The organism is Streptomyces cavernae (genome assembly GCF_004023625.1).
GTDB lineage: Bacteria > Actinomycetota > Actinomycetes > Streptomycetales > Streptomycetaceae > Streptomyces > Streptomyces cavernae.
On the sequence record NZ_RPDJ01000059.1, the window covers coordinates 1 to 21,072 of the forward strand.

15 protein-coding genes and 1 pseudogene are annotated in these 21,072 nt (G+C 69.8%); 12 read left to right on the top strand and 4 right to left on the bottom strand.

Annotated elements, in window-relative coordinates; translation table 11 throughout:
- The 3 genes and pseudogenes from EF387_RS42555 to EF387_RS42565 all read left to right on the top strand — a co-directional run.
- Positions 1-133, top strand: a pseudogene (locus EF387_RS42555) (glutamine synthetase); the annotation flags it as partial.
- Between the two features lie 387 nt (positions 134-520).
- On the top strand, positions 521-1,189 hold the full coding sequence (locus EF387_RS42560; RefSeq protein WP_128381967.1) for a winged helix-turn-helix domain-containing protein: 669 nt from the start codon (positions 521-523) through the stop codon (positions 1,187-1,189).
- 91 nt (positions 1,190-1,280) lie between these two features.
- Entirely contained in the window at positions 1,281-2,279 is a 999-nt protein-coding gene (locus EF387_RS42565) for an SDR family oxidoreductase (RefSeq protein WP_202918553.1), read from the top strand.
- A gap of 9 nt (positions 2,280-2,288) precedes the next feature.
- On the opposite strand, the gene EF387_RS42570 is transcribed toward EF387_RS42565, so the two are convergent.
- Complete coding sequence (locus EF387_RS42570) at positions 2,289-2,675, bottom strand: RidA family protein (RefSeq protein WP_128381968.1); 387 nt, start codon at positions 2,673-2,675, stop codon at positions 2,289-2,291.
- 587 nt (positions 2,676-3,262) lie between these two features.
- Between EF387_RS42570 and EF387_RS42575 the strand changes: the two genes are divergently transcribed.
- Positions 3,263-4,822, top strand: a complete 1,560-nt coding sequence (locus EF387_RS42575) for a DUF1996 domain-containing protein (RefSeq protein ID WP_128381969.1) — start codon at positions 3,263-3,265, stop codon at positions 4,820-4,822.
- A gap of 86 nt (positions 4,823-4,908) precedes the next feature.
- Here the strand turns inward: EF387_RS42575 and EF387_RS42580 are convergent, their stop codons facing one another.
- Positions 4,909-5,349 (bottom strand): hypothetical protein, encoded by a 441-nt coding sequence (locus tag EF387_RS42580; protein ID WP_128381970.1) that lies wholly within the window; start codon positions 5,347-5,349, stop codon positions 4,909-4,911.
- 113 nt (positions 5,350-5,462) lie between these two features.
- On the opposite strand from EF387_RS42580, the gene EF387_RS42585 reads away from it, so the two are divergent.
- The 6 genes from EF387_RS42585 (at position 5,463) to EF387_RS42620 (ending at position 17,727) form a co-directional block, all read left to right on the top strand.
- Positions 5,463-8,573 carry an alpha-N-acetylglucosaminidase gene (locus EF387_RS42585; RefSeq protein ID WP_128381971.1) on the top strand — a complete coding sequence of 1,037 codons (3,111 nt, stop codon included), beginning with the start codon at positions 5,463-5,465 and terminating at the stop codon, positions 8,571-8,573.
- Positions 8,574-8,813: 240 nt separating this feature from the next.
- Positions 8,814-9,356, top strand: a complete 543-nt coding sequence (locus EF387_RS42595; protein ID WP_238432021.1) for a tetratricopeptide repeat protein — start codon at positions 8,814-8,816, stop codon at positions 9,354-9,356.
- Positions 9,357-10,347: 991 nt separating this feature from the next.
- On the top strand, positions 10,348-11,412 hold the full coding sequence (locus EF387_RS46935; RefSeq protein WP_155589829.1) for an LPXTG cell wall anchor domain-containing protein: 1,065 nt from the start codon (positions 10,348-10,350) through the stop codon (positions 11,410-11,412).
- Between the two features lie 146 nt (positions 11,413-11,558).
- Positions 11,559-12,683 carry a glycosyltransferase family 4 protein gene (locus EF387_RS42610; RefSeq protein ID WP_128381974.1) on the top strand — a complete coding sequence of 375 codons (1,125 nt, stop codon included), beginning with the start codon at positions 11,559-11,561 and terminating at the stop codon, positions 12,681-12,683.
- 338 nt (positions 12,684-13,021) lie between these two features.
- Complete coding sequence (locus EF387_RS42615; protein WP_128381975.1) at positions 13,022-14,410, top strand: hypothetical protein; 1,389 nt, start codon at positions 13,022-13,024, stop codon at positions 14,408-14,410.
- Between the two features lie 1,472 nt (positions 14,411-15,882).
- Positions 15,883-17,727 (top strand): DUF4012 domain-containing protein, encoded by a 1,845-nt coding sequence (locus EF387_RS42620; protein ID WP_128381976.1) that lies wholly within the window; start codon positions 15,883-15,885, stop codon positions 17,725-17,727.
- A gap of 13 nt (positions 17,728-17,740) precedes the next feature.
- On the opposite strand, the gene EF387_RS42625 is transcribed toward EF387_RS42620, so the two are convergent.
- The gene (locus EF387_RS42625; protein WP_128381977.1) at positions 17,741-18,343 is read right to left on the bottom strand and encodes an arsenate reductase/protein-tyrosine-phosphatase family protein; all 603 of its coding nucleotides are present in this window, start codon (positions 18,341-18,343) and stop codon (positions 17,741-17,743) included.
- A 221-nt stretch (positions 18,344-18,564) separates the two neighbouring features.
- On the opposite strand from EF387_RS42625, the gene EF387_RS42630 reads away from it, so the two are divergent.
- Together EF387_RS42630 and EF387_RS49585 are read left to right on the top strand one after the other, a co-directional pair.
- Entirely contained in the window at positions 18,565-19,314 is a 750-nt protein-coding gene (locus tag EF387_RS42630; RefSeq protein WP_128381978.1) for a class I SAM-dependent methyltransferase, read from the top strand.
- A gap of 52 nt (positions 19,315-19,366) precedes the next feature.
- A complete protein-coding gene (locus EF387_RS49585) occupies positions 19,367-19,930 on the top strand; it encodes an acyltransferase (protein WP_128381979.1) in 564 nt (187 codons plus the stop codon).
- On the opposite strand, the gene EF387_RS42640 is transcribed toward EF387_RS49585, so the two are convergent.
- A complete protein-coding gene (locus EF387_RS42640) occupies positions 19,899-20,957 on the bottom strand; it encodes a glycosyltransferase (protein ID WP_162467325.1) in 1,059 nt (352 codons plus the stop codon). The two genes, EF387_RS49585 and EF387_RS42640, sit on opposite strands and share 32 nt — an antisense overlap.
- Positions 20,958-21,072: the final 115 nt, after the last annotated feature.

The following is a 21,072-nucleotide window of genomic DNA, read 5'->3' on the forward strand; positions in this document are numbered from 1 at the left end:
GTGGCAGGTCGAGAAGGACGGCAAGGGCTACATCGAGGACCGCCGTCCCAACGCCAACGTCGACCCGTACGTGGTGACCCGGCTGCTCGTCGACACCTGCTGCACCGCGCTGGAGAAGGCCGGCCAGGTCTGATCCCCGCATCGGCGACGAGGGGCGTCCACCGCTGAGGTGGGCGCCCCTTCGCGTTGCGCCGGTTGTCGCGCACCTCACGTCGAGGTGGCGTCCGAGCGATGAGAGGAGTCTCCTCCCGCGGCGCGGCGTCTGCTTCAATAGGCCCATGGCCGGCTTCCAGAAGTACATCGCGACGGGTCGACATGACCTCGAGCCCTTCTGGCCCTCCCGTCAGCACCACGACTTCGACCGGGTGTGTTGTCGCGCGTGGAACGCGCGGGCCCTCTAAAGCCGTACACCCCGGCCTTCGGCCAGCGCGCACGACGTACGTCCTCGACGAACCCGACCACGAACTCGCGGTCGTCGATCTCCCCGACGGACTTTCTCGCGCGAAAGAGCTGACCTGACATGGCGAACACCCGCCCCTTCTCCTCCGTCGCCACCGCCGTATCCCCCGCCTCCGCATCGCCCTCTCCCGCCGCAGCCGGCGTCGCTCCGGCCGCCGCGCCCCGGCACCGCCTGCGTGCCGTCGACCAGGACGAGGATCGGAGTCTCCCCCGCTCGAACGAAGTCGAGAGCTTGTGGAAGGACGTACGGGACTTCCTGCCGCCGGGCGCCACCTGGCTGCCGGCGCCCCAGCACTCCCTGCCCGCCCTGCCGGGCCGGCCACCGATGATCGGCTATCTGGTGCTCGTCCCGGCCGACCAGCACCGGGAGGCCCTGCCGGTCGCCGTCCCTGATCCCGCCGGGCCGTCGTCGGCCGGCGCGGACACCGACGGCGGTACGGGTCCCGTCCGGATCGACACCGCGCAGCGGACCGCCGAGGTGGACGGCAAGCAACTCGACTTGACCTACCTGGAGTTCGAGCTGCTCGCCCACCTCGTGGCGCATCCGAACCGGGTGCACACCCGGGACCAGCTGGTGACCACGGTGTGGGGTTACGGGCATGTGGGCGACGGACGCACCGTGGACGTCCACATCGCGCGACTGCGACGCAAACTGGGCGCGCGCTACCGGGCCGCGATCCAGACCGTGCGGCGCGTGGGATACAAGTACACGCCACCGACCGGGAGTTGACTCGACCCGCGGATGCGGCTCCCCGTCATGCGAATCTCCTGTCAGCAGACTCGTGTTCCCCGGGCCGCGCTCCGCGGGCAGAGACGCCTGCATGAGGCTTCTGATGCTGGGCGGTACGCAGTTCGTGGGACGGGCCGTGGTGGAGGCCGCGGTGGCCCGGGGCCGGGACGTGACGGTGTTCAACCGGGGTGGTCATGAACCACCGGCGGGAGTACGGCAGTTGCGCGGTGACCGGACCGCCGCGGAGGGGCTCGCGGAGCTCGCCGGGACCGAGGAGTGGGACGTCGTCGTCGACACCTGGTCGGCGGCACCGCGGGCGGTACGGGACACCGCACGGCTGCTGTCCGGGCGGGCCCGGCAGTACGTCTACGTGTCCAGCTGCTCGGTCTACGCGTGGCCGCCCGCGCCCGACCACGACGAGACCGCGCCGCTGGTGGAGGGCGCCGCGCCCGACGCCGGGGAGACCGAGTACGCGCGGGACAAGCTGGGCGCCGAACTGGCCGTACTGGACGCCTTCGGCGCCGAGCGGTCGCTGCTGGTTCGCGCGGGGCTGATCCTGGGGCCGTACGAGAACATCGGGCGGCTGCCGTGGTGGCTCACCCGGATCTCCCGCGGTGGCCCGGTACTGGCGCCCGGACCGCGCGATCTGCCCCTCCAGTACGTCGATGTGCGGGACCTCGCGGAGTGGCTGCTCGGCGCGGTGGAGCGGGAGTCGCACGGGCCGTTCAACCTCGTCGGCCCCCAGGGGCACACGACGACGGGGGACCTGCTGGAGGCCTGTGTCCGGGTCACCGGTTCCTCGGCGGAGCTGCGCTGGCTGGATCCTCGTACGGTCCTCGACGCGGGCATCGAACCCTGGACGCAGCTCCCGGTGTGGATGCCGCCGGGCAGCGAGGGCCATGACGCGCTGCACCGAGCCGACGTGTCCAGGGCTCTGGCGACGGGACTGCGCTGTCGGCCCGTCGAGAAGACGGTCGCGGACACCTGGGCGTGGCTGAAGTCCATCGGCGGGACCGCACCCCAGCGCCCGGACCGGCCGGGGGTGGGCCTGGATCCCGATGTGGAGGCGCGCGTCCTGAAGCGACTGTGAGGGGAACGCTCAGCGGGCCCGCCGGGCGTACACCTCGATCTCGATCTTCATCCGGGGGTCGGAGAGCCCGCACACCATCATGGTGGCGGCGGGCCGCACCTCGCCGAAGCGGCGGCGCAGGACCGGCCAGCACGGTTCGAAGTCGGCCCGGTCCGGGAGCAGATAGCGGACGCGGACCACATCGGCGAAGGTGCACCCGGCCTCGGTGAGCGCGGCCTCTATGTTGCGCAGGCACTGCTCGGCCTGGACCACCACGTCGTCGGAGATCGTCATGGTTGTGTAATCGAACCCGGTGGTGCCGGATACGTGCACCCAGTCGCCGTCGACGACGGCCCGGGCGTAGCCGATCTGCTCCTCGAAGGTGGATCCGCTGAGGATCGCGCGCCGCTCTGTCATGCGCCGAACGCTATCCGAGTCCCCCGAGCGATCGAGCGGTTGCTGCCGAGATGTTCGACGGAGCGTCCGGCGGGGAATCCCACTTCCCGGGAGCCGGTGGTGCCGCAGGTGCCGCGTGCGACGCAGGGGCCGGTCGAACGGCGGTCGTCATAGCCCGACTTGTCGGACTGAACGGGTCGCTCGGCACACCTCCAACATCTGCGGTCAACTCGGTCCTGATGTGTCGGACGACGACAACCGCCACGTATTCAGCCGTACTTGCCTATGCGCACCGGAGGGTGGAGCAGGGGGAACTGAACATGATTCAAAGAAACGGCGCTCAAACACCGTGGATACAGGGGCTTCTGGGCCCATAGCGCCGGAATTGCTCTCAGCAAACTCCTAAGTTTTTCCGAGGCTTCTGAACATCACCGAGGCCGCCTCCGTATGGAATGGCGCCGGTTCATTCAGGTCGGTCTCAGGGGTGCTCGCAGCCCCCTCGCGGGCCGCCCGACTGTCCGGCCGGGGGGCCGGGGGTCCTCCCCCCGGAAGACGCAGCACTCCTGTCGGGCGCCTCGAAGCCCCCGCAAGGAAGTCAGAGGAGTTCCATGGGACGCAATTCACGGAAACGCCGTTCGAGCCTGGCCAACCGAGCCATTGCCGCCTCCGCGGCTCTCGCGCTCGGTGGGGGCGGGCTGGTCTGGGCGAATTTCTATGCTTCGGCGCACGAGGAGAACAACTCGACCAAAGCTGAGAATGTCGCTGCTCAGGTGGCCACCATCGACTGCCCTGATGTCGGCCAGCAGTTGAACGACGTGCCGCAGGGTGCGCGCGCCGGTGTGGACAAGGAGCTGGCGACCCTCGACCAGCAGGTCACGGAGGCCTACAAGCGCCTTGCGGACACGCGACAGGCACAGGCGGGTGACTCGGCGTTCGTCGACAACTCGATCCTCAGCCCCCTGCGGGCCAAGCGCACCGCGTCGCTCGACCGGATCGGGCAGAACATCAGCCGTGCGGGCGGTCAGCCCCCGGGCAACCTCCAGCAGATGGCCCAGTGCAAGGGTGTGCCGGTCGCACAGCCGGCGGCCGGCGAGGGTGACCAGCAGCAGGGCGACGACCAGCAGCAGGGCGACGACCAGCAGCAGGGCGGCGACCAGCAGCAGGGCGGCGACCAGCAGCAGGGCGGCGACCAGCAGGGCGGCGACCAGCAGGGCGGCAACGGCGGTCAGGGCGGCAACGGTCCGGCGGCCGCCGACTTCGTCAACATCGAGGATGTCCAGCCGACCGGCGGCCCGCAGGGCGTGAACGGAAACGGGCTCGCGGCGAACGGCAACGGCGGTTCGACGGGCACCTTCACCACGAACTGCGGCACCAACGAGAACGAGAACCGCAACTCGGACAACGTGATCGTCGCCCCCGGTGTCAGCAACGGTGCGCAGCACCAGCACGACTACGTCGGCAACCAGGCGAACAACGCCTTCGCGAGCGACGAGGACCTGGCGAACGGCAACACGACCTGCCAGAACCAGGGCGACAAGTCGTCCTACTTCTGGCCCGTGATCCGTCTGCAGAACGGCCAGAACGACATCGACGCGAACCAGCCCGGTGGCGGTCAGGACGGCAACGTCGGTCAGATCGTCGAGCCCGCCCAGGCCGAGCTGAAGTTCGTGGGCAACAAGAAGGGCGACGTCGTCGCGATGCCGCAGGCCCTGCGCATCATCACCGGTGACGCCAAGTCCTTCGTGAACGGCCTCGGCAACGCCAACACCAACTGGAGCTGCACCGGCTTCGAGGACCGGCAGGTGACGGACAAGTACCCGATCTGCCCCGAGGGCAGCTCCGTGGTGCGGACGTCCTTCTTCCAGAGCTGCTGGGACGGCCAGAACATCGACAGCGCCAACCACCGCACGCACGTGGACTTCGTCGAGGCGGACGGTAGCTGCTCGAACAATTTCCAGGCCATCCCCCAGCTGCAGGTCCGCCTGGTCTACGACGTTCCGGCGCCGCAGATCCAGAACGGACAGGTCCAGAACGCGTACGCGATCGACTCCTTCCCGGACCAGCTGCACAAGGCGATCACCGACCACAACGACTTCATCAACTTCTTCAACGAGGAGACGATGAACCAGGTGGTCCAGTGCATCAACAGCGGCCAGGACTGCCAGTGACCCGGTAGAGAACCGGCACTGATCCACAAGGAAGCCGGCGGTGGGATTTTCCCACCGCCGGCTTTCGCTTGCCCCGGGGTATGCGGTCAGCCGTTGTGACCGCTCTTGTTGTGGCTGCCACCGGGATTCATGTGAGCGGATCCCTCCTCCATGGTCCCGCCGAGCGTGCCACGCAGCGCCGTGACCGTCTTCTCCTCGCCGACGGCCACCCACTTGCGGCCGGTGAGGTAGTAACCGCCGTAGTCCTTGGCACCGTTGAGCCACTCGCGCTGGCCGCGGTCGGTGGAGAAGGTCGCCAGGATGAACTTGCCCTGCGTGTTCTTGCAGATGGCCTGGCGGATCGTGTCGGCGTCGATCTGGATGTTCGGCTTGCACTTCACCTCGCTGGCCAGTTGCTCCAGGCTTCCCGTGGCTGTCTTCGGCACCGCGTCCGCGGCCTGCTTGCCGTCGTCGCCCGATCCACAGCCCGTCAGCACCAGCATCGCCACGGCACCGGCGGCCACCAGCCCTCCGCGCGTCAACTTCATCGTTCCCTCCGGTTCCTAGTCGGCGACACGAACTCGCCAGCTGCGTCCGCACCGTTGAGCACAGACAGCCCTCCGGTTAACGTGCGCATCCTGTCTACACAGGGGGCACACAGATGACCGATCCGTCGCGACGTACGGTGCTGGGCACGGCCGGTGCCATCGGCCTCGGAACCGCCCTGGGAGTGGCTGTTCCGGCCCACGCCGCTGAGAGCCCCGACGAGGGCCCTGCCTTCGATACGGCTCCCGTACGCTCCGCGCTCAATCGACTGCTGCCGGGACACGCGGACCAGTTCCGGCTGACCCTCGCGCCCGGGAGCCGTGACCGGTTCGAGGTTACGGGCAGAACCGGCCGCATCTCCGTGACCGGGACCACTCCGGCCGTCCTGCTGACGGGAGTGCACTGGTACCTCAAGTACGTGTGCGGGGCGCACATCACCTGGAACGGCAGCCAACTCGACCTCCCGCGCAGACTGCCCGCGCCCGCCCGTACGCTGACTCGTGCCACCTCGTTACCGCACCGCTTCGCCCTCAACGACACCAACGACGGCTACACCGCCCCCTACGCCGACTGGGCCTACTGGGAGCGGATGATCGACGTCCTGGCACTGCACGGCTGCAACGAGGTCCTGGTCATCGCCGGGATGGAGGCCGTCTACCACCGGGTCCTGAAGGACTTCGGCTACAGCGACGCCGAGTCCCGCGGCTGGCTGCCCGCACCCTCGCACCAGCCGTGGTGGCTGCTGCAGAACCTCTCCGGCTACGGCGGCCCGCTGTCCGAGGAGTTGATCGCGCGCCGGGCCGCGCTGGGCCGCCGTATCGCCGACCGCCTGCGCGAGCTCGGCATGTCGCCCGTCCTGCCCGGCTACTACGGCCATGTGCCCAAGGAGTTCGTTGCGCGCAACGGCGGGGACGCGCACGTGGTGCCGCAGGGCGTCTGGCACGGCTTCGAGCGGCCGGACTGGCTGGATCCGCGCACCAACGCCTTCGCGAAGGTGGCCTCGTCGTTCTACGCGCACCAGCGTGACGTCTTCGGCACGGCCGCCCACTTCAAGATGGACCTGCTGCACGAGGGGGGCACGGCAGGCGACGTGCCGGTGCCGGACGCGGCCCGCGGGGTGGAGAGGGCACTGCAGTCCGCCCATCCCGGCGCCACCTGGGTGATCCTCGGCTGGCAGGAGAACCCACTGCCCGAACTCATCGACGCCATCGACAAGTCGAAGATGCTCATCGTCGACGGCGTCTCCGACCGCTACACGAGCGTCACCGACCGCGAGCGGGACTGGGGCGGCACCCCGTACGCCTTCGGCACGATCCCCAACTTCGGCGGGCGCACCACCATCGGCGCCCGGGCGCACATCTGGAACGAGAAGTTCTTCGCCTGGCGGGACAAGGCGGACAGCGCGCTGGTGGGTACGGCCTACATGCCGGAGGCCGCCGACCGGGACCCGGCCGCCTTCGAACTCTTCTCCGAACTGGCCTGGAGCGAAGGCGAGATCGACCGGGAGGCGTGGTTCTCGGGGTACGCGAGGTTCCGCTACGGCGGCCGCGACGCCTCGGCGCGAAGAGCCTGGCGGGCGCTGCACGACACCGCCTACCAGCAGCACGCGGTGGAGCGCAGCGATCCGCACGACTCGCTGTTCTGCGCCCGCCCGGACCTCTCGGCGAACCGTGCCGCGGAGTACGCGCCGCGGGCTCTCACCTACGATCCCGGACGCTTCGACGCGGCTCTCGCGGGGCTGCTCGGGGTGTCGGTGGGCCTGCGGCGCAGCGCCGCGTACCGGCACGATCTGGTGGACGTGACCCGGCAGGCGCTCGCCCACCGTAGCCGGCAGTTGCTGCCACAGCTGAAGGCGGCGTACGCGGCCAAGGACCAGGAGACCTTCAAGACCCTGTCGACGCTGTGGCTGCGGCTGATGCGGCTGTCGGACGACGTCACGGGCACCGACCCCGCCTTCCTGCTCGGCCCGTGGGTCAACGACGCCCGGCTGCTGGCCACGAACGACGCCGAGCGTGCCGAGTTCGAGCGGACCGCGAAGGTACTGATCACGGTGTGGGGCGGGCGTGCCACGTCCGACGCGGGCAGTCTGCACGAGTACGGCAACCGCGAATGGCACGGTCTGATGGCCGACTTCTACGTGCCGCGCTGGCAGAAGTGGCTCGACGCGCTGCAGGACGCGCTCGCCACGGGGACGGCTCCGGCGGCCGTGGACTGGTTCGCGGTGGAGGAGCCGTGGACCCGGGAACGCAAGGACTATCCGCTGCGGCCGGTGGGCGACGCGTACCGGACGGCCGCGAAGGTCCACGACGTCCTGGCGCGTGCCCCCTACCAGGGTTCGCTGACGGTCACCGCCGAGCCCCCGGTCCTCCCGCCCGGCGGGCAGGCACGCTTGGAGGCCCTCTTCACCAACGTCAACGGACTACGGCCCACCGGTCGCGTCGACTTCGCCCTCAGCGGCATCGACGCCCCGCCGGAGGGTCCGACCTCGCTGGCGAGCGTGCCCGCCGCCGGCACCGGCAGGGTCCGCTGGCGGGCCGACGCGGCCGGCACACCGCTGGACCGTCCGCTGCGCCCGCTGCCGTACACGATCACGGTGCGGTACGGTCCGCGCGGCGAGGACCGCGTTGACAGCCGGTTCGACGGCACCCTCTTCGAGGCGGGCCCGCTCGACGCCGGCTGGAGGACGTACACCAACAACGCCGCTGTCTTCGGGCAGCTCGGCGACCGGTTCGCGATCGACGGGGCGGGCGCGGACCTGTGGCGTGGCACCACGGAGTTCGGGACCGTCTACCGGGAGGGCGCGCTGCGGGACGGGGTGTCGGTCACGCTGCGGGTCGAGGCCCAGGCGGTGACCGGCAACTGGGCACGCTCCGGCATCATCGTCCGCAACAGCCTGGCCACACCGGGCTCCCCCGGCTTCCTCAACCTGGCGGTCACCCCGGCCAACGGGGTCGTGCTGTCGTACGACACGACGGGCGACGGCACCCTCGACACCTACCGCCGCATCACCGGTGTCAAGGCACCGGTGCTTCTGCGGCTCACCCGGGCCGACGGCTCGTACACCGGTGAGTGCTCCACGGACGACGGGACGACGTGGCGCACGGTCGCCACCGTGCCGGTACCCGGGGCGGCCGGCACCCAGGACGTGGGGCTGTTCATGAGCGCCACCAACGGGGGCGGCGGGGCCCGGGGGACGGTGGAGTTCAGCGGCTGGACCCTCGCGTAAACCCGGAGGCTCCACGGGCACACCGCGTGCGAGGGTGTGCCCGTGAGTGACGTTGACCCCGTGAAACCCGTGAACCACGTGAACCGCGTGAACCGCGTGAACCGCGTGAACCCGCTCGATGCCGTGAAACACGTGAACCGCGTGAACCCGCTCGATGCCGTGAAACACGTGAACCGCGTGAACCCGCTCGATGCCGTGAAACACGTGAACCGCGTGGAGGCCCTCGATGCCGTGAACCCTGTGAACTCTTCCGATGCCGTGAACCCCGTCGGCTCTGTGAACTCCGACTGGGATGAGCGGGTCGCCGCCGCCTGGGCCACGTTCGACGACCATGACGCGGCGGACGCGGCCGGCTTCCGGGCGGTTATCGACACGCTCGTCGCCGAGCTGCCCGCCGACAGCCCCATCGGTCTCTTCGAACGGGCCTGCGCCTGGGACTCGACCGGGCACTCCGACAAGGCGGTCCCGCTCTACCAGGAGGCACTGGAGCGCGGACTGACCGGATACCGCAGACGCCGGACGACGATCCAGCTCTCCAGTTCGCTCAGGAACATCGGCCGCCCCGAGGAGGGTGTCCGCCTCCTCACCCCCGAACTGGACGCACCGTCCGATGAATTGGACGACGCCGTACGGGCCACGCTGGCGCTGTGCCTGGCCGAACTGGGCCGTGAACGCGAGGGGCTGTCACTGGTGATCGGCGCACTGGCACGCCATCTCCCGCGGTACCAGCGGTCGATGACGAACTATGCCCGGTTGCTGGTGGAGGGCGGCAGCACCGACTGACACTCCTGGTATCCGCAGCAGGGGACGGCCCCACGACCGGGCGCCGTCCTGCCGCGCCCGTCCTGCCGCGCCCGTGCTCTCGGGCCCGTGCTCTCGGACCCGCCCTGCCGGGCCCGTACTGTCCGGACCCGGCCTGCCGGACCCGCCCAGCCGAACCCGCATTGCCGGCCCCGCCCAGCCGAACCCGCACTATCGGCCCCGCCCGGCCGGACCGTCCTGTCGGGCCCGTCCCCGCGGCCCTTCGTCGCTGTGGCGGGCGCCGTCCCGGGGTCCCGGGCGCCTCGCCGTCTCCCTGGTCGGTGTGCCGACAGTGGCGGAGCCTGCCCGCCGACGAGCCTCCTGACCCGAGGGCCTCCCACCCGCCGACCTTCAGCCCACCGGCTCCCTCCCGGCGGCCTCCTGACCGACGGCCCCACGGCTGCGGCCTCCCCGTAGTCACCCCGTCGCCCGGCCCCTGCCCCTGCCCCTGCCCCTGCCGACCGCGGCCGCCCGCGCTCCCGTCCCCCCGGTGGGCCGGACGGGTGATGGCCGGCAGTCGGCGGTGGTCGGAATTCCCCGAACGGCGGACCGAATCGCCCGGCGACCACAGCGGCCGACGGGTTCCCGGACTTCCCGGGTGCGGGGGTCGCAAGCGGGATTCGCAAGTCTTGAAGGGCCGAACGAGTGCCGGTGCTCCGCCGTATGTGCAGTGCCTGTGTGAGCCTGTTTTGAGTCGGCACGCCCATGTCTATGGATCTTCATGCCTGAACGCGGCCGATGGTCTTTTTGTCTGACGACTCGTTACCCGGAAGTCGTCCGCGCAGGGCACCTGCACAGGCGGATGACCTGCGGCAGTACCGATCGAGGCAAGGACGATCAGCGCGATGTCGGGAGAGGTGATACCGACGACGAACCCCCCAGAGGACTGTCCGGCACCGGTCGCTCGTGTCCAACCCACTCGGCAACAACGCACGATCACCCATCAAGCACCCTCTGAAGGAGCCCGATCTTCATGCTCAGACGTCCTACATGGCGTATCGCCCTGGCCGCCGCCACCGTGAGCCTGGTGGCGGCCGCCCCCCTGGTGGCCGTCGAACCGGCTTTCGCTCAGTACCCGCCCGCCCCGGGAGTGACGCTCGACGACAATTCGGTGGCTGCTGGTCAGTCGATCGACTTCGAGGCCTACGGCTACCCGTTCGAAGAGGGCGAGGAGGTCATCGCCTGGCTCGTGCGCATCGGTGACGGATGTGTTGCCCCCACTCCGGGCCCCACCGTGACCCCCACCCCGACCCCGACCGCGACCGAGACCCCCGCCCCCGACGGCCGGAACGGTGACTGGGGCGGCAACGGCGGAGGCGGCAACGGCGGCGGTGGCGGCCGACCCGGAGGCGGCAACGGCGGTGGCGACGGAGGCGGAGACGGCTGCGACGTGGCCGTCGGAAGCCTGGGCAGCGGCGGAGGCGGCGGTGGCGGAGGCGGCGGAGGCAGTGCCGTCCAGCTCGGCACCTTCACCGCCACGGCCAACCCCGAGGGTGGCGTCGAGGTCGAGGGAACGGTTGAGATCCCCGACAACACCCGGTCCGGCACCTACCTGTTCTACCTGGTCGGCCAGGAGTCCGGAGCCATCGCGAGCGCGGTGCTGACCGTCGAGGGTGACGGCGGCAACGGCGGCGGCAACGGCGGCGGCAACGGCGGCGGCAACGGTGGCCGACCCGGAGGCGAGAACGGCCGCCCCGGAGGCGACGGTCGCGGTGACGGCGATGGTCGCGGCGACGGGCGCGGCGACGGAAACGGGCGCGGCGACGGCGACGGACGCGGTGACGGAAACGGGCGCGGCGACCACGACGGACGCGGCGACCACAACGGGCGCGGCGACCACGACGATCACGGTCGCGGCGACCACGACGGACGCGGCGACAATGAGGGACGGCCCGGCCACGGCCCCGACGAGCTCGCGAAGACCGGCCCCTCGGACACCACCGTTGCTGTGCTCGCCGGAACGAGCGGCCTGCTGCTCCTCGGCGGCGGAACCCTGCTGATCACCAAGCGCAGGCGTTCCGGCGCCCAGCGAGGCTGAGGTTCGTCAGTGCCCTGGTTGACCCACAACCTCTCGGACAGCCGTGTGCTGTCCGGCCTGACCGGCCTGGTGCGACGGAGCCACCGTCGCACCAGGCCGGTGCCGTTGATGCGCGCAGTAAAGGCATACGGGATGGAGCACACCCCATGCACATCCTGCGGCTGAGCTACCGGGTCCCCCCGATGCCCGGCGGACTGGAACGCCATGTGGAACGCCTGACACATGAGCAGGTGCGCCGCGGACACCGGGTGACGATGGCCTTCCGGCACGGCACGGCACTGCCCCCGGGAGCCGCACGGCTGCCACTGCGTACCACCGCCATGTCCCGAGCGCTGGCCCGGATGTCCGACAAGGCCGCCTTCGCGGTGGAGGCCGCGGCGATGACCCGGCAGCTGTGCGGTGGCTCGCGGGCGCACGACATCGACATGCTGCACCTGCACGGGGACCACACGGAGGCCATGTGGCTGGGGCCCGTCTGCCGGCACCTGGGCATCCCGCTGTGCCTGACCGTCCACGGGCGACTCGCCACCCGGTGGCAGCGCCTGGCCCGACATGCTTTCCGGCAGGTGGACGCGTTCATCGCACTGGGCTCGGGGACCGCGGCCGACCTCGTGGCACGCGGGGTGCCCGAGCGGCGCATCCTCACGATGTCCAGCGGTCTGGAGCTGTCCCGCATGCCGTCCGCGACCGCTCCCCGCGACCGCGAATCCGGTCTGATCGTCAGCGTGGGCGCGCTCGATCCGGTGAAGAACCACGCCCTGCTCATCGAGGCCTTCCACGACTTGGCCCGCGACCGCCCCGAACTGCGTCTCGTCATCGCGGGCGAGGGCCCGGAGCTGGACCGGCTCAGGACGCTCGCGGCCGCCGGGCCGGGGGTGGAACTGGTCGGCGCCCTGCCGCGGCAGGAGGTCTACCGGCTTGTGGGCCGTGCCGAGGTGTTCGTCCTCGCGTCGCGTCGGCTGCCGGGCAAGGGCGAGGGCGTGCCCACGGCCGCGTTGGAGGCACTGGCCATGGGCACCCCGGTCGTGGTGTCGTCGGAGGCCACGCTCCATCCGGTGATCCGGGATCCGGAGGCGTACCGGATCTTTCGGTCCGGGTCGAAGACGGACCTGACAGGCGCTCTGACGACGCTGCTCGACGACGCGGCGCTCCGGGAGAGGATGAGCGCTCTCGGCAGACGCGCCGCCGCCGAGCTGGACTGGCCTGTGGTCGCGGGGCGGGTCGAGGAGTGGTACCGGACGGCACTCGGATCCGCTCTCACCCGGCTCTGAGCCGTGTCACGGCATCACCCGTCCACGCGCGTTCGAGGCAACGGTGAAGGACGGTCAGGTGCGAAGGTACGGAGATATTCCTGCCCCGAGGTCGCGCTTGTCGGTGTGTCCCGCGCACACGTAGTGGCGAAATCAGTACATATGGACAGGGCGTGCGGCCAGGACTCCGGAGCGTCGGCCGGGCCTGCCGTCCAGGGCCGCGACCTCCAGGGGAGATTCGCGCCCCCACCGATCGGCCTCTCACGGCGGACGCCGACGACGGCAATTCTTGTGAACCACGGAGGGACCAATTGATGCGGATCCCATCCTTGGGGGCTTCGCCGGCCATCGCTGGTGTCATGGCCTTCGCGGCTTTTCTGAGCGCTCTGGCCGTCCCCGAGCCCGATCTCGCCCTCGGCATCCTGCTGATCGCCGCGGCCGCGCTGTTCGTCGTCACCGCGCGTCCGGGACTGATCGTCCTGGTCACGACGGCGGTAACGGTGATCCATCCGTCCGTCTGGCCGCAGTTGGGGACGTTTTCGGAATACGTCGTCCATTTCGGCGACGTATGCCTCCTGGTTGTCTGTGCGACCGTGCTGCTGCGATACGCCCGTCTCCATCGCACACCTGTGCTTCTGCTGCTGGCGTTGTTGGTGCTTTTCGGTGTGACACGGAATGCCCTGAGCAACGGCTCGGAGAGTACGGCGAGTTTCTTCCGTGTCATGGAACCCGTCATCGTATGGGCCGTGGTGGGCCGGTCTCTTCCCCGGGACTTCGGCCTGTGGCGCTGGGCTCGTTGGAGTCTGCTGGGAGTGTTGGCAACCGTCCCCCTCTTCGGCGACACCGCGTACCGCTGGTCGGGATTGCCGGGCGGGCCCAACGAGGTCGCACTGATCGCCGCGGTACTGGTCGTGCTCGGTGCGGCCGAGTCGAGCCCTGCGGCGAGGACGCTCTTCCTGGTGAGCGGAGTGATCGGGCTGTTCGGTGCACGAGGGATCGGCGCCTCAGCCGGTGCGCTGGCCGGACTGGCGGTGCTCGCCATCGGCCGGAGGGAACAGCTCCGGGCCATGAGGACCACACGCGGCATCCGTCTGCTGGTCCTGGTCGGCGCGGCCGTATCCGCCTTTCTGTTCATTCCTCGCATCCGCCCCGATCTGCATATCACCCTCTGGGTCCACACCTCGCAGGCCGAGTCCTTCTGGGGCGCCTTCGGCGCCGCCAACCCACTGGTCGGCAGTGGGTGGTCGCAGATGGACTCCGATGCGCTCATGGACACCTACCGGATCACGCACATCGCCGGTCTGCACAACGTCTATCTGGACATCGCCGTGTACCTGGGGATGGTCGGATCGGTCCTCTTCCTCATGCTGCTGTGGCACATCTGGCGCCCCGGTGACCTGGTCACACGGGCGGTTCTCTGCGCGACCGCGGTGTGGTTCAACACCACGGGGGCCTATCCGTGTGCGGGCTGGGGGATGCTCGGTCTCGCGGTCGCGGCGGCCTCCTGCCGGGTCACCCCGCGCTCGGGCCCTGAAGCGCCGACGGATCGCACGAGCCCCAGGACCTACGGGGAGGTTCTTCCCGCTCCCGCGGGCTCCGGGACCGCTGCCGTCAGCGCACCGGCACAGGGCACCGCTCTCACCAAGACCCTCAGCACGAGGAACCAGCAGGCCGTGCTCAGCGCCAGCAGGCACAGCGAGCCCCACGCGAACGCCGCCGCAGTGCGCTCGGGGCCCGGCCAGAACTGACTGACGGCCACCAGGATCCCCAGCTGGCAGATGCCCTCGGCGGTCAGGAAGGCGAGCCGTACCCCCGGGAATCCCAGCGCCGAGGGCAGCACCTTCCCCCAGATCACCGAGCCGCGCAGCGCGCCTCCGGCCAGCAGTACCACCGCCGCTGTCGACAGCACGGCGTACTCGGCGCCGTACACCATTCCCAGGAGGGGACCGGCGAGGGGTGCCGCCACCACCACCCCGACGGCTCCGATCGCCCCGGTCAACGCGCTGGAGCGCAGCGCGTCATGCATCACCGCGGTACGCCGCCCGAGCGCCGCGGCCTGTGCGAGCCGCGGATAGAGCTGTGCCGCCACCGGGCTGACGAAGCTCAGCAGGAGACGGGCCATCGCGGTGGCCACCTTCAGGTTCGTCACCAGAGCGGGCCCGCCGCACAGTCCCGCGAGCAGGGTGAGTCCACTGTCCGACCCGGCCGAGACCGATCCGGTCGCCGATGTCTTCACCAGGAAGGGCACCAGTCCCCGCGGCATGGCAAGAGGGCCACGGGTGGGCGGACCGAATGCCGCGCGCACCCGCCGGCAGGCTCCGACGGTCAGCACCACCGTCGTGACCGCGCCGGTGACGACGGTCGACGCCAGGTATCCGACGGGGCCCGCGACCAGCAGGCCCGTCAGGGTCACCAGACAACCGAAGACGGCGAGCACCAGACGGATGGTGCCGAGCCGGGCCAACTGGTCGGTGAGGGCGAAGCCCGCCGAGCCGCTGCCCGAAGGGGTGACGACCCCCGCACCCAGCACGGCCGGCACCAGCAGCCAGAGCAGTTCCGTCGAGACCCATCCAACCGCGGCGGCCGACAGAGCCGCCACCACGCCCACGGACGTGGCCAGCAGTCCGGCGAGCAGATCCAGCCGGACGAGCCGGTAGTAGAACCAGGTCCCGCGGCCAGGTCCGCGCAGCCGCTCGAGTGGGACGAAGCGCTGTAGCGCGTCCTCGAGGCGCGGGTCCCACAGCAGGAACCAGACCGATGCCACCGATTGCACGAAGAGCACCTGTCCCGCCTCCGTACCACCCGCCAGTCGGACGAGTGCGGCGGTGGTGAGGAACGAGAGTGCCGCCTCCACCTGACCGGCGACGGTGAGTGAGCCGAACGTGCGGAGATGCCGTCGCCATCGCCCCGTCGTGTTGCCGCCGGACCGCGGTCTCTTCAGTACATCCATGCCGTTGAGCCATCCGGTGAATTCGGGAATGCGCCACAGCGAGGTGCCACATATCGGTTATGAATGAACATATCGGCCGAATAGGTCGCATCAGCCCATGACCCGACGTCGCTCGAGGAGCGTTTGGTGAAGATCCGTCGTATGTGCACCTCGGCGGAGCGGACCGCAGGCTTTGTCGACCGCCTGCGTGGCCTGGCACAGCGCTGCCTCCGGCCGGCCGGAGCAGGGCCCACGGCCCCGTCTTTGCGGCGCCGGGGAGCGTATGTGCTGGTGGGCTCCGCTCTCCTGTGCCTTGCCGGTGCGAGCTGGATCCTCGTGACCGGCCTGTTGGCACGCGATGAACTGCTGTCCGCACAGCGGGAACTGGAGGTACTGCGGCATATGGCGGCGGGCGCGGCCGGAAAACCCGCTCCGGCGGCGGCCGGCAAGACAGCGAACGGGAGCACGGCGGGTGTTCGGGCGACGGGACCGCAGGCGGCGGAGGCGCGGACAGGCGACGCGAAGAACGCGGACGCGCTGATGACGGACGCCAGGACGGCGATGCGTTCGGTGGCCGAGCACACCGCCCGGGCCCATGACCTCACGACCGGGCCTGCCTGGTATCTCGCCGCGCAGTTGCCGTACTTCGGTGATCCCATCCATACCGTCCGTGAAGTCGCCTACATGACCAGCGAGTTGACACAGCAGATGCTCCCGCCGATGGAACGCGTCACGGCGGAGCACACCGGGCCTGCGCGCCAGGACGGCCTTGGCTTCCTGCTGTCCGCACTGGGTGACGCGGCTTCCGACGTCCGGCGTGCGGCGCAGGTGACTGCCGCAATGCGGGAGAGGGCTCATGGACTGCCGCCCACGGCCTGGTTGCCGACCGTCGACCAGGCCCGGATCCGCCTGACCCGCCAACTCGACCGGATCACGCCGGTGATGTCCGACGCCGCCCTGGCGGCGCGGGTACTGCCGTCCCTGCTGGGCACGGAGAATCCTCGACGGTATTTCGTGGTCTTCCAGAACACCGCCGAGGCACGCGGCACCGGCGGTATGCCCGGCGCGTTCGCCGTGCTCTCCGTGGACGAGGGGCAACTGCGTTTCGAGACGTTCGGGATCGACACGATGATGGCCGACGTGTCCCCCTCGGTCGATCTGGGAGCCGAGTACACGGCCCGGTACGCCGTGATGGATCCCACCGGTACCTGGGCCAACTCCAATGTCAGCCCGCATTTCCCGTATGCCGCACGCATCTGGGCGGAGGCCTGGCGCGAACGCAGCGGACAGCGGGTGGACGGCGCGATCGCGGTCGACCCCAACGCACTGGCCCGTCTGCTGCGGGCGACGGGTCCCGGCCGGCTCCCCGACGGCACGCAGCTCACCGCCGACAACGCCGTGGACCTCGTCGAGCTCACGGGCTACGTACGGTACGCGGACAACGTCCAGCGCAAGTCCTTCCTCCTCGACGTTGCGCGCACCGCGGCCAACACGCTCCTGCGCGCCCTCGACGATCCCGGGCGACTTCCCGGACTGCTCAGAGCCACCTACGACGTCGTGAAGGAAGAGCGCCTGAAAGTCTGGAGCGTGCGGAACGAGGAGCAACGCGTCCTCGAAGAACACCCGTTGAGCGGGTCTCTGCCGACGGGGCCCGGACCGTTCGCCGGCCTCGTGGTCAACAACGCCGCGGGCGGGAAGCTCGACTACTACCTGGATCGGGAGTTGCGCTGGACCCCGGGCCGCTGCACCCCGGAGGGCCGGCCCGTCACCGTACAGGTCACCCTCACCAACCGGGCGCCCACCTCCGGGCTGCCCGCCTACATCACCCAGCGCGGCGACAAGCCGCGCTATCCCACCCGGCCGGGCGACAACCGGCTGCTGGTCTCCTACTACGCCAGCATGGGAGCACGGTTGCAGCAGGTGACGGCCGACGGTCGTCCGATGAGGCTCGGCAGCAGCTTCGAACGCGGTCACGCCGTCTACACGGTGGACGTGGAACTGCCCGCGCAGCAGAGCCGTACGCTGACGTTCCAGCTGATGGAGCCGGTCAGCGACCGCGCTCCGGTCGTGTGGCGTCAGCCACTGGTCACACCGCTGCGGACCCAGGTGGAGCCCTACCCGGCGTGCAGCGGCTGACGGGCTCCGCGGCTCACCCGGCCCGCAGCGCGGCGAGGATCCGTTCCACCGACTCCTCGATCCGCTCGACGCATTCCCGTACCCGCTCGGGCGCGGCACCGAGCGGATCGGTCACATCGTCGTCGCGCGCGTCGGCCGCACCACATCCGCGCCGGGAAGCCGCACCGTGAACGAGCGCCGCCAGCCGGGCAGCGGGATCCTCTTCACGGGCGGCGTCCTCGGGCCTCACCAGACGGGCGAACTCGCGCAGGCTGAAGGCTCGGGACAGTGCCCGTACGGGGGCCAGCCGTACGGCCGCCTCACGGTGTTCCGTGGCCGCCCCCAGCACGAGGTCCGCGCTCTCGACCAGCCCGGCCGTCAGCCGACGGGCGACCATCCCGGACGGATCCCCGCCCCAGCGGACGACGAAGGGAGTGGCAATCGCGGCAAGTGGCGTACCGGGAACGGCCCTGGTGCCCGCGCTGCTCACATGAATGCTCTCGCACACCGCGGCAAGCCTTTCCCTCAGCAGGCTCTCGGCGAGGGGAGACCGACAGAGGTTGGCCGTGCACACCACGAGTACCCGGAATCTAGGCAGGTGCCCATTGGCGGAAAGGGCGTCGCATGGAAGTGACATGGCGTCAGTATCACTCCGGCTCCCGCTATTTCGAGTTGAAGACCGCCCGACACCACAAGTGCCGGATGACCCGTTCCGTGCGCGGGAACTGAGCCGGGATTGCCTTCAGGGGCTCTCATAGGATGAAAAGTGTCACCGACTTGGCGCGCCGGGAGCGGAAACGACCTCGGACGGCGGAAGATCGAGAGCCGTTGGCCTGACCAGGACGGAAGGCAACCATCATGCGGATCTTCCTCGATGTCGGGGGGCATTACGGCGAGTCACTGGACATCGCCCTGGACCCCCGATGGGGGTTTGAAAAGGTTTACTCCTTCGAGCCCGCACTGGCCTGCCATCGTTTGCTCCGGGGTTATCGGGACCCACGACTGACGATCGTGCCGGCCGGACTTTCGAACAAACAGGGATCGGCGATGCTATACGGGGGCGGGCTGTTGGGAGCCAGCGTGTACGCGGACAAGAAGCAGTCGGACACCCGTGTCGGGCAGGAAAGGATTGTCCTGCTGCGAGCCACTGACTGGTTGTCGGCGAACACGTCGGAGAACGACGAGATTCACATGAAGCTCAACTGCGAAGGCAGCGAGTGCGACGTCCTGGAAGACCTGCTGGACAGTGGCGTCATCGATCGGCTGCGGAGCATCTATGTCGACTTCGACGTGCGCAAGATTCCGAGTCAGGCTCACCGTCAGGAAAGCGTCGAGAAACGACTGCGCGAACGGAATCTGCGGTTCGTCACCCCTGACGTACTGACCAGCCCCAGTGGGAGCGCGGCGGTCAGGGAATGGCTCACCATGGTGAGTCAGCCACAGCCTGCCTGGTCGGCGGTGTTGCGTTACCGTCTCGGTCTGCACCGGCCGCCGTACGTCTGGGTGACCTCTGCTGCCAGAAGGGCGCTGCCGGAGGTTGTCTATGTGAGGGCCGCACGTCGTCTTGGCGCGCACGCGCGCAGACGCACCACGACATTCAGCCACTGACCTCGTAGAGAAAGTCACACGCTGTGGCACCTTCGGACGGGCAGGGAGCGCGATGAGGCTGATGCGGGCTTGGGCCGTACCCCTCCGGCTGCGCGGGACACGCATCGGATCGGGATCGTACGTCTCGCCGCGTGCCGCACTCCAGGAGCACGCGCGCATCGTCATCGGGGAGCGCACCCTCGTCGGTCGTCATGTGGAGTTGGTTCCGCAAGGTGGCTCGATCACGATCGGCAGCGACTGCTCACTGAACAATTACGTCGTCATGTACGGAGCTGGTGGAATCACCGTGCACGACGGGTGCCGCATCGCGACCGGTGTGACCATCATCGCCTTCAACCATGGGTTCGACGATGTCAAGCGCCCGATCCGCAACCAGCCGATCACCGCTCGGGGCGTCGTCGTCGAGTCCGACGTCTGGATCGGGGCCCGCTCGATCCTGCTGGACGGAGTGGCCGTCGGGCGGGGCAGTGTGGTCGGTGCGGGTTCGGTGGTGACGCGCGACATCCCCGAGTACGCGATCGTGGCGGGGAACCCGGCCCGGGTGGTGCGCCATCGCGGATCGCCGCCCGGGCGGACAGCCGCCGCTACCGGTGCTTCTCCCCGGCTTCGGCCATGATGCGGCGGTAGAGGTCAGCGAGCTGGTCGAGGTTGGTGGAGAAGCCGTAGACCGCGAGGACGTGCCGGCGCACCGCGGTCAGCACCGCGGGAGCCGGTGGGTCGGCCACGGCCTGACGCAATCCTGCCGCGAGCGAGACGGCATCAGCCGAGACGAGCGACACACTGGCCCACTCCGAAGCGGCGGCCGGAATACCTCCGACGGAGGTCGCCACGACGGGGACCTCCGCTGCGGCTGCTTCCAGCAGGGTCCTCGGCAACCCCTCGTCTCGTGACGAGATGACGAAGAGGTCCGCACACGCCAGTTCCCCGCGCACCTCCTCAACGTCGCGGGAACCCAGAAACGTCACACGGCCCGACAGCCCCAACCGATCGGCTTGCCGCACCAGCCTGACCTTCTCCGGGCCGTCGCCCACGATCCGCAGCCGTGCCGACGGCACCGTCTCGACGAGCGTGGCGAACGCGGTGAGCAGGATGTCGTAGCCCTTCGACGGAACGAGCCGGCCCACCGCCAGGAGCGACGGACCCGGCTCCGTCGGCAGCGGGCGCCGGCGTTCGAGTGACTCCTCCCAGACCGGAAGGAGCCGCGGGGGCACCAGAACGGAGGGAATCCCGCGTCGCGCCAGCGCATCGACCATGGACTGGGCCACGACTCTGCGTTCGGAGGCACGGCGGGCGAACCTCACGACGGCGCGTGCGAGCACGGCGCGTCTCCAGCGGCCGAGTGAGGCGACCGGCAGCGCGAGATAGTCGGCGTGGATGTCCATGAGCCAGGGGCGCCGGACGACCAGGGACACGATCCAGGCGGACAGCCACCCCCATGGCTCGGCCCCGTTGAGCAGGACGACCTCGCCTCTGCGCACGGCCGCTCGGGCGGCACGCACCCCGATCCGGATCGATCCGGCGGTCCAGAGCAAGGACCGCACACCGGAGCGGCGCGGACGCCGTACGACGTACATGGAGCCCCGGTCGGACTCGAGAGGCGGGCCCGCCCAGACGCACCGGACGTGGCCGAGTCTGTCGGCCAACGCGCTCCATGAACGGAAGTCCGCTGAGTTCTCCACGGCCCCCTGACGGTGCCCCGAGAACGTCACGACGGTGAGGCGAGTGCCGACGGCTGGGTCCAGGGAAGAGGTGGGCGCG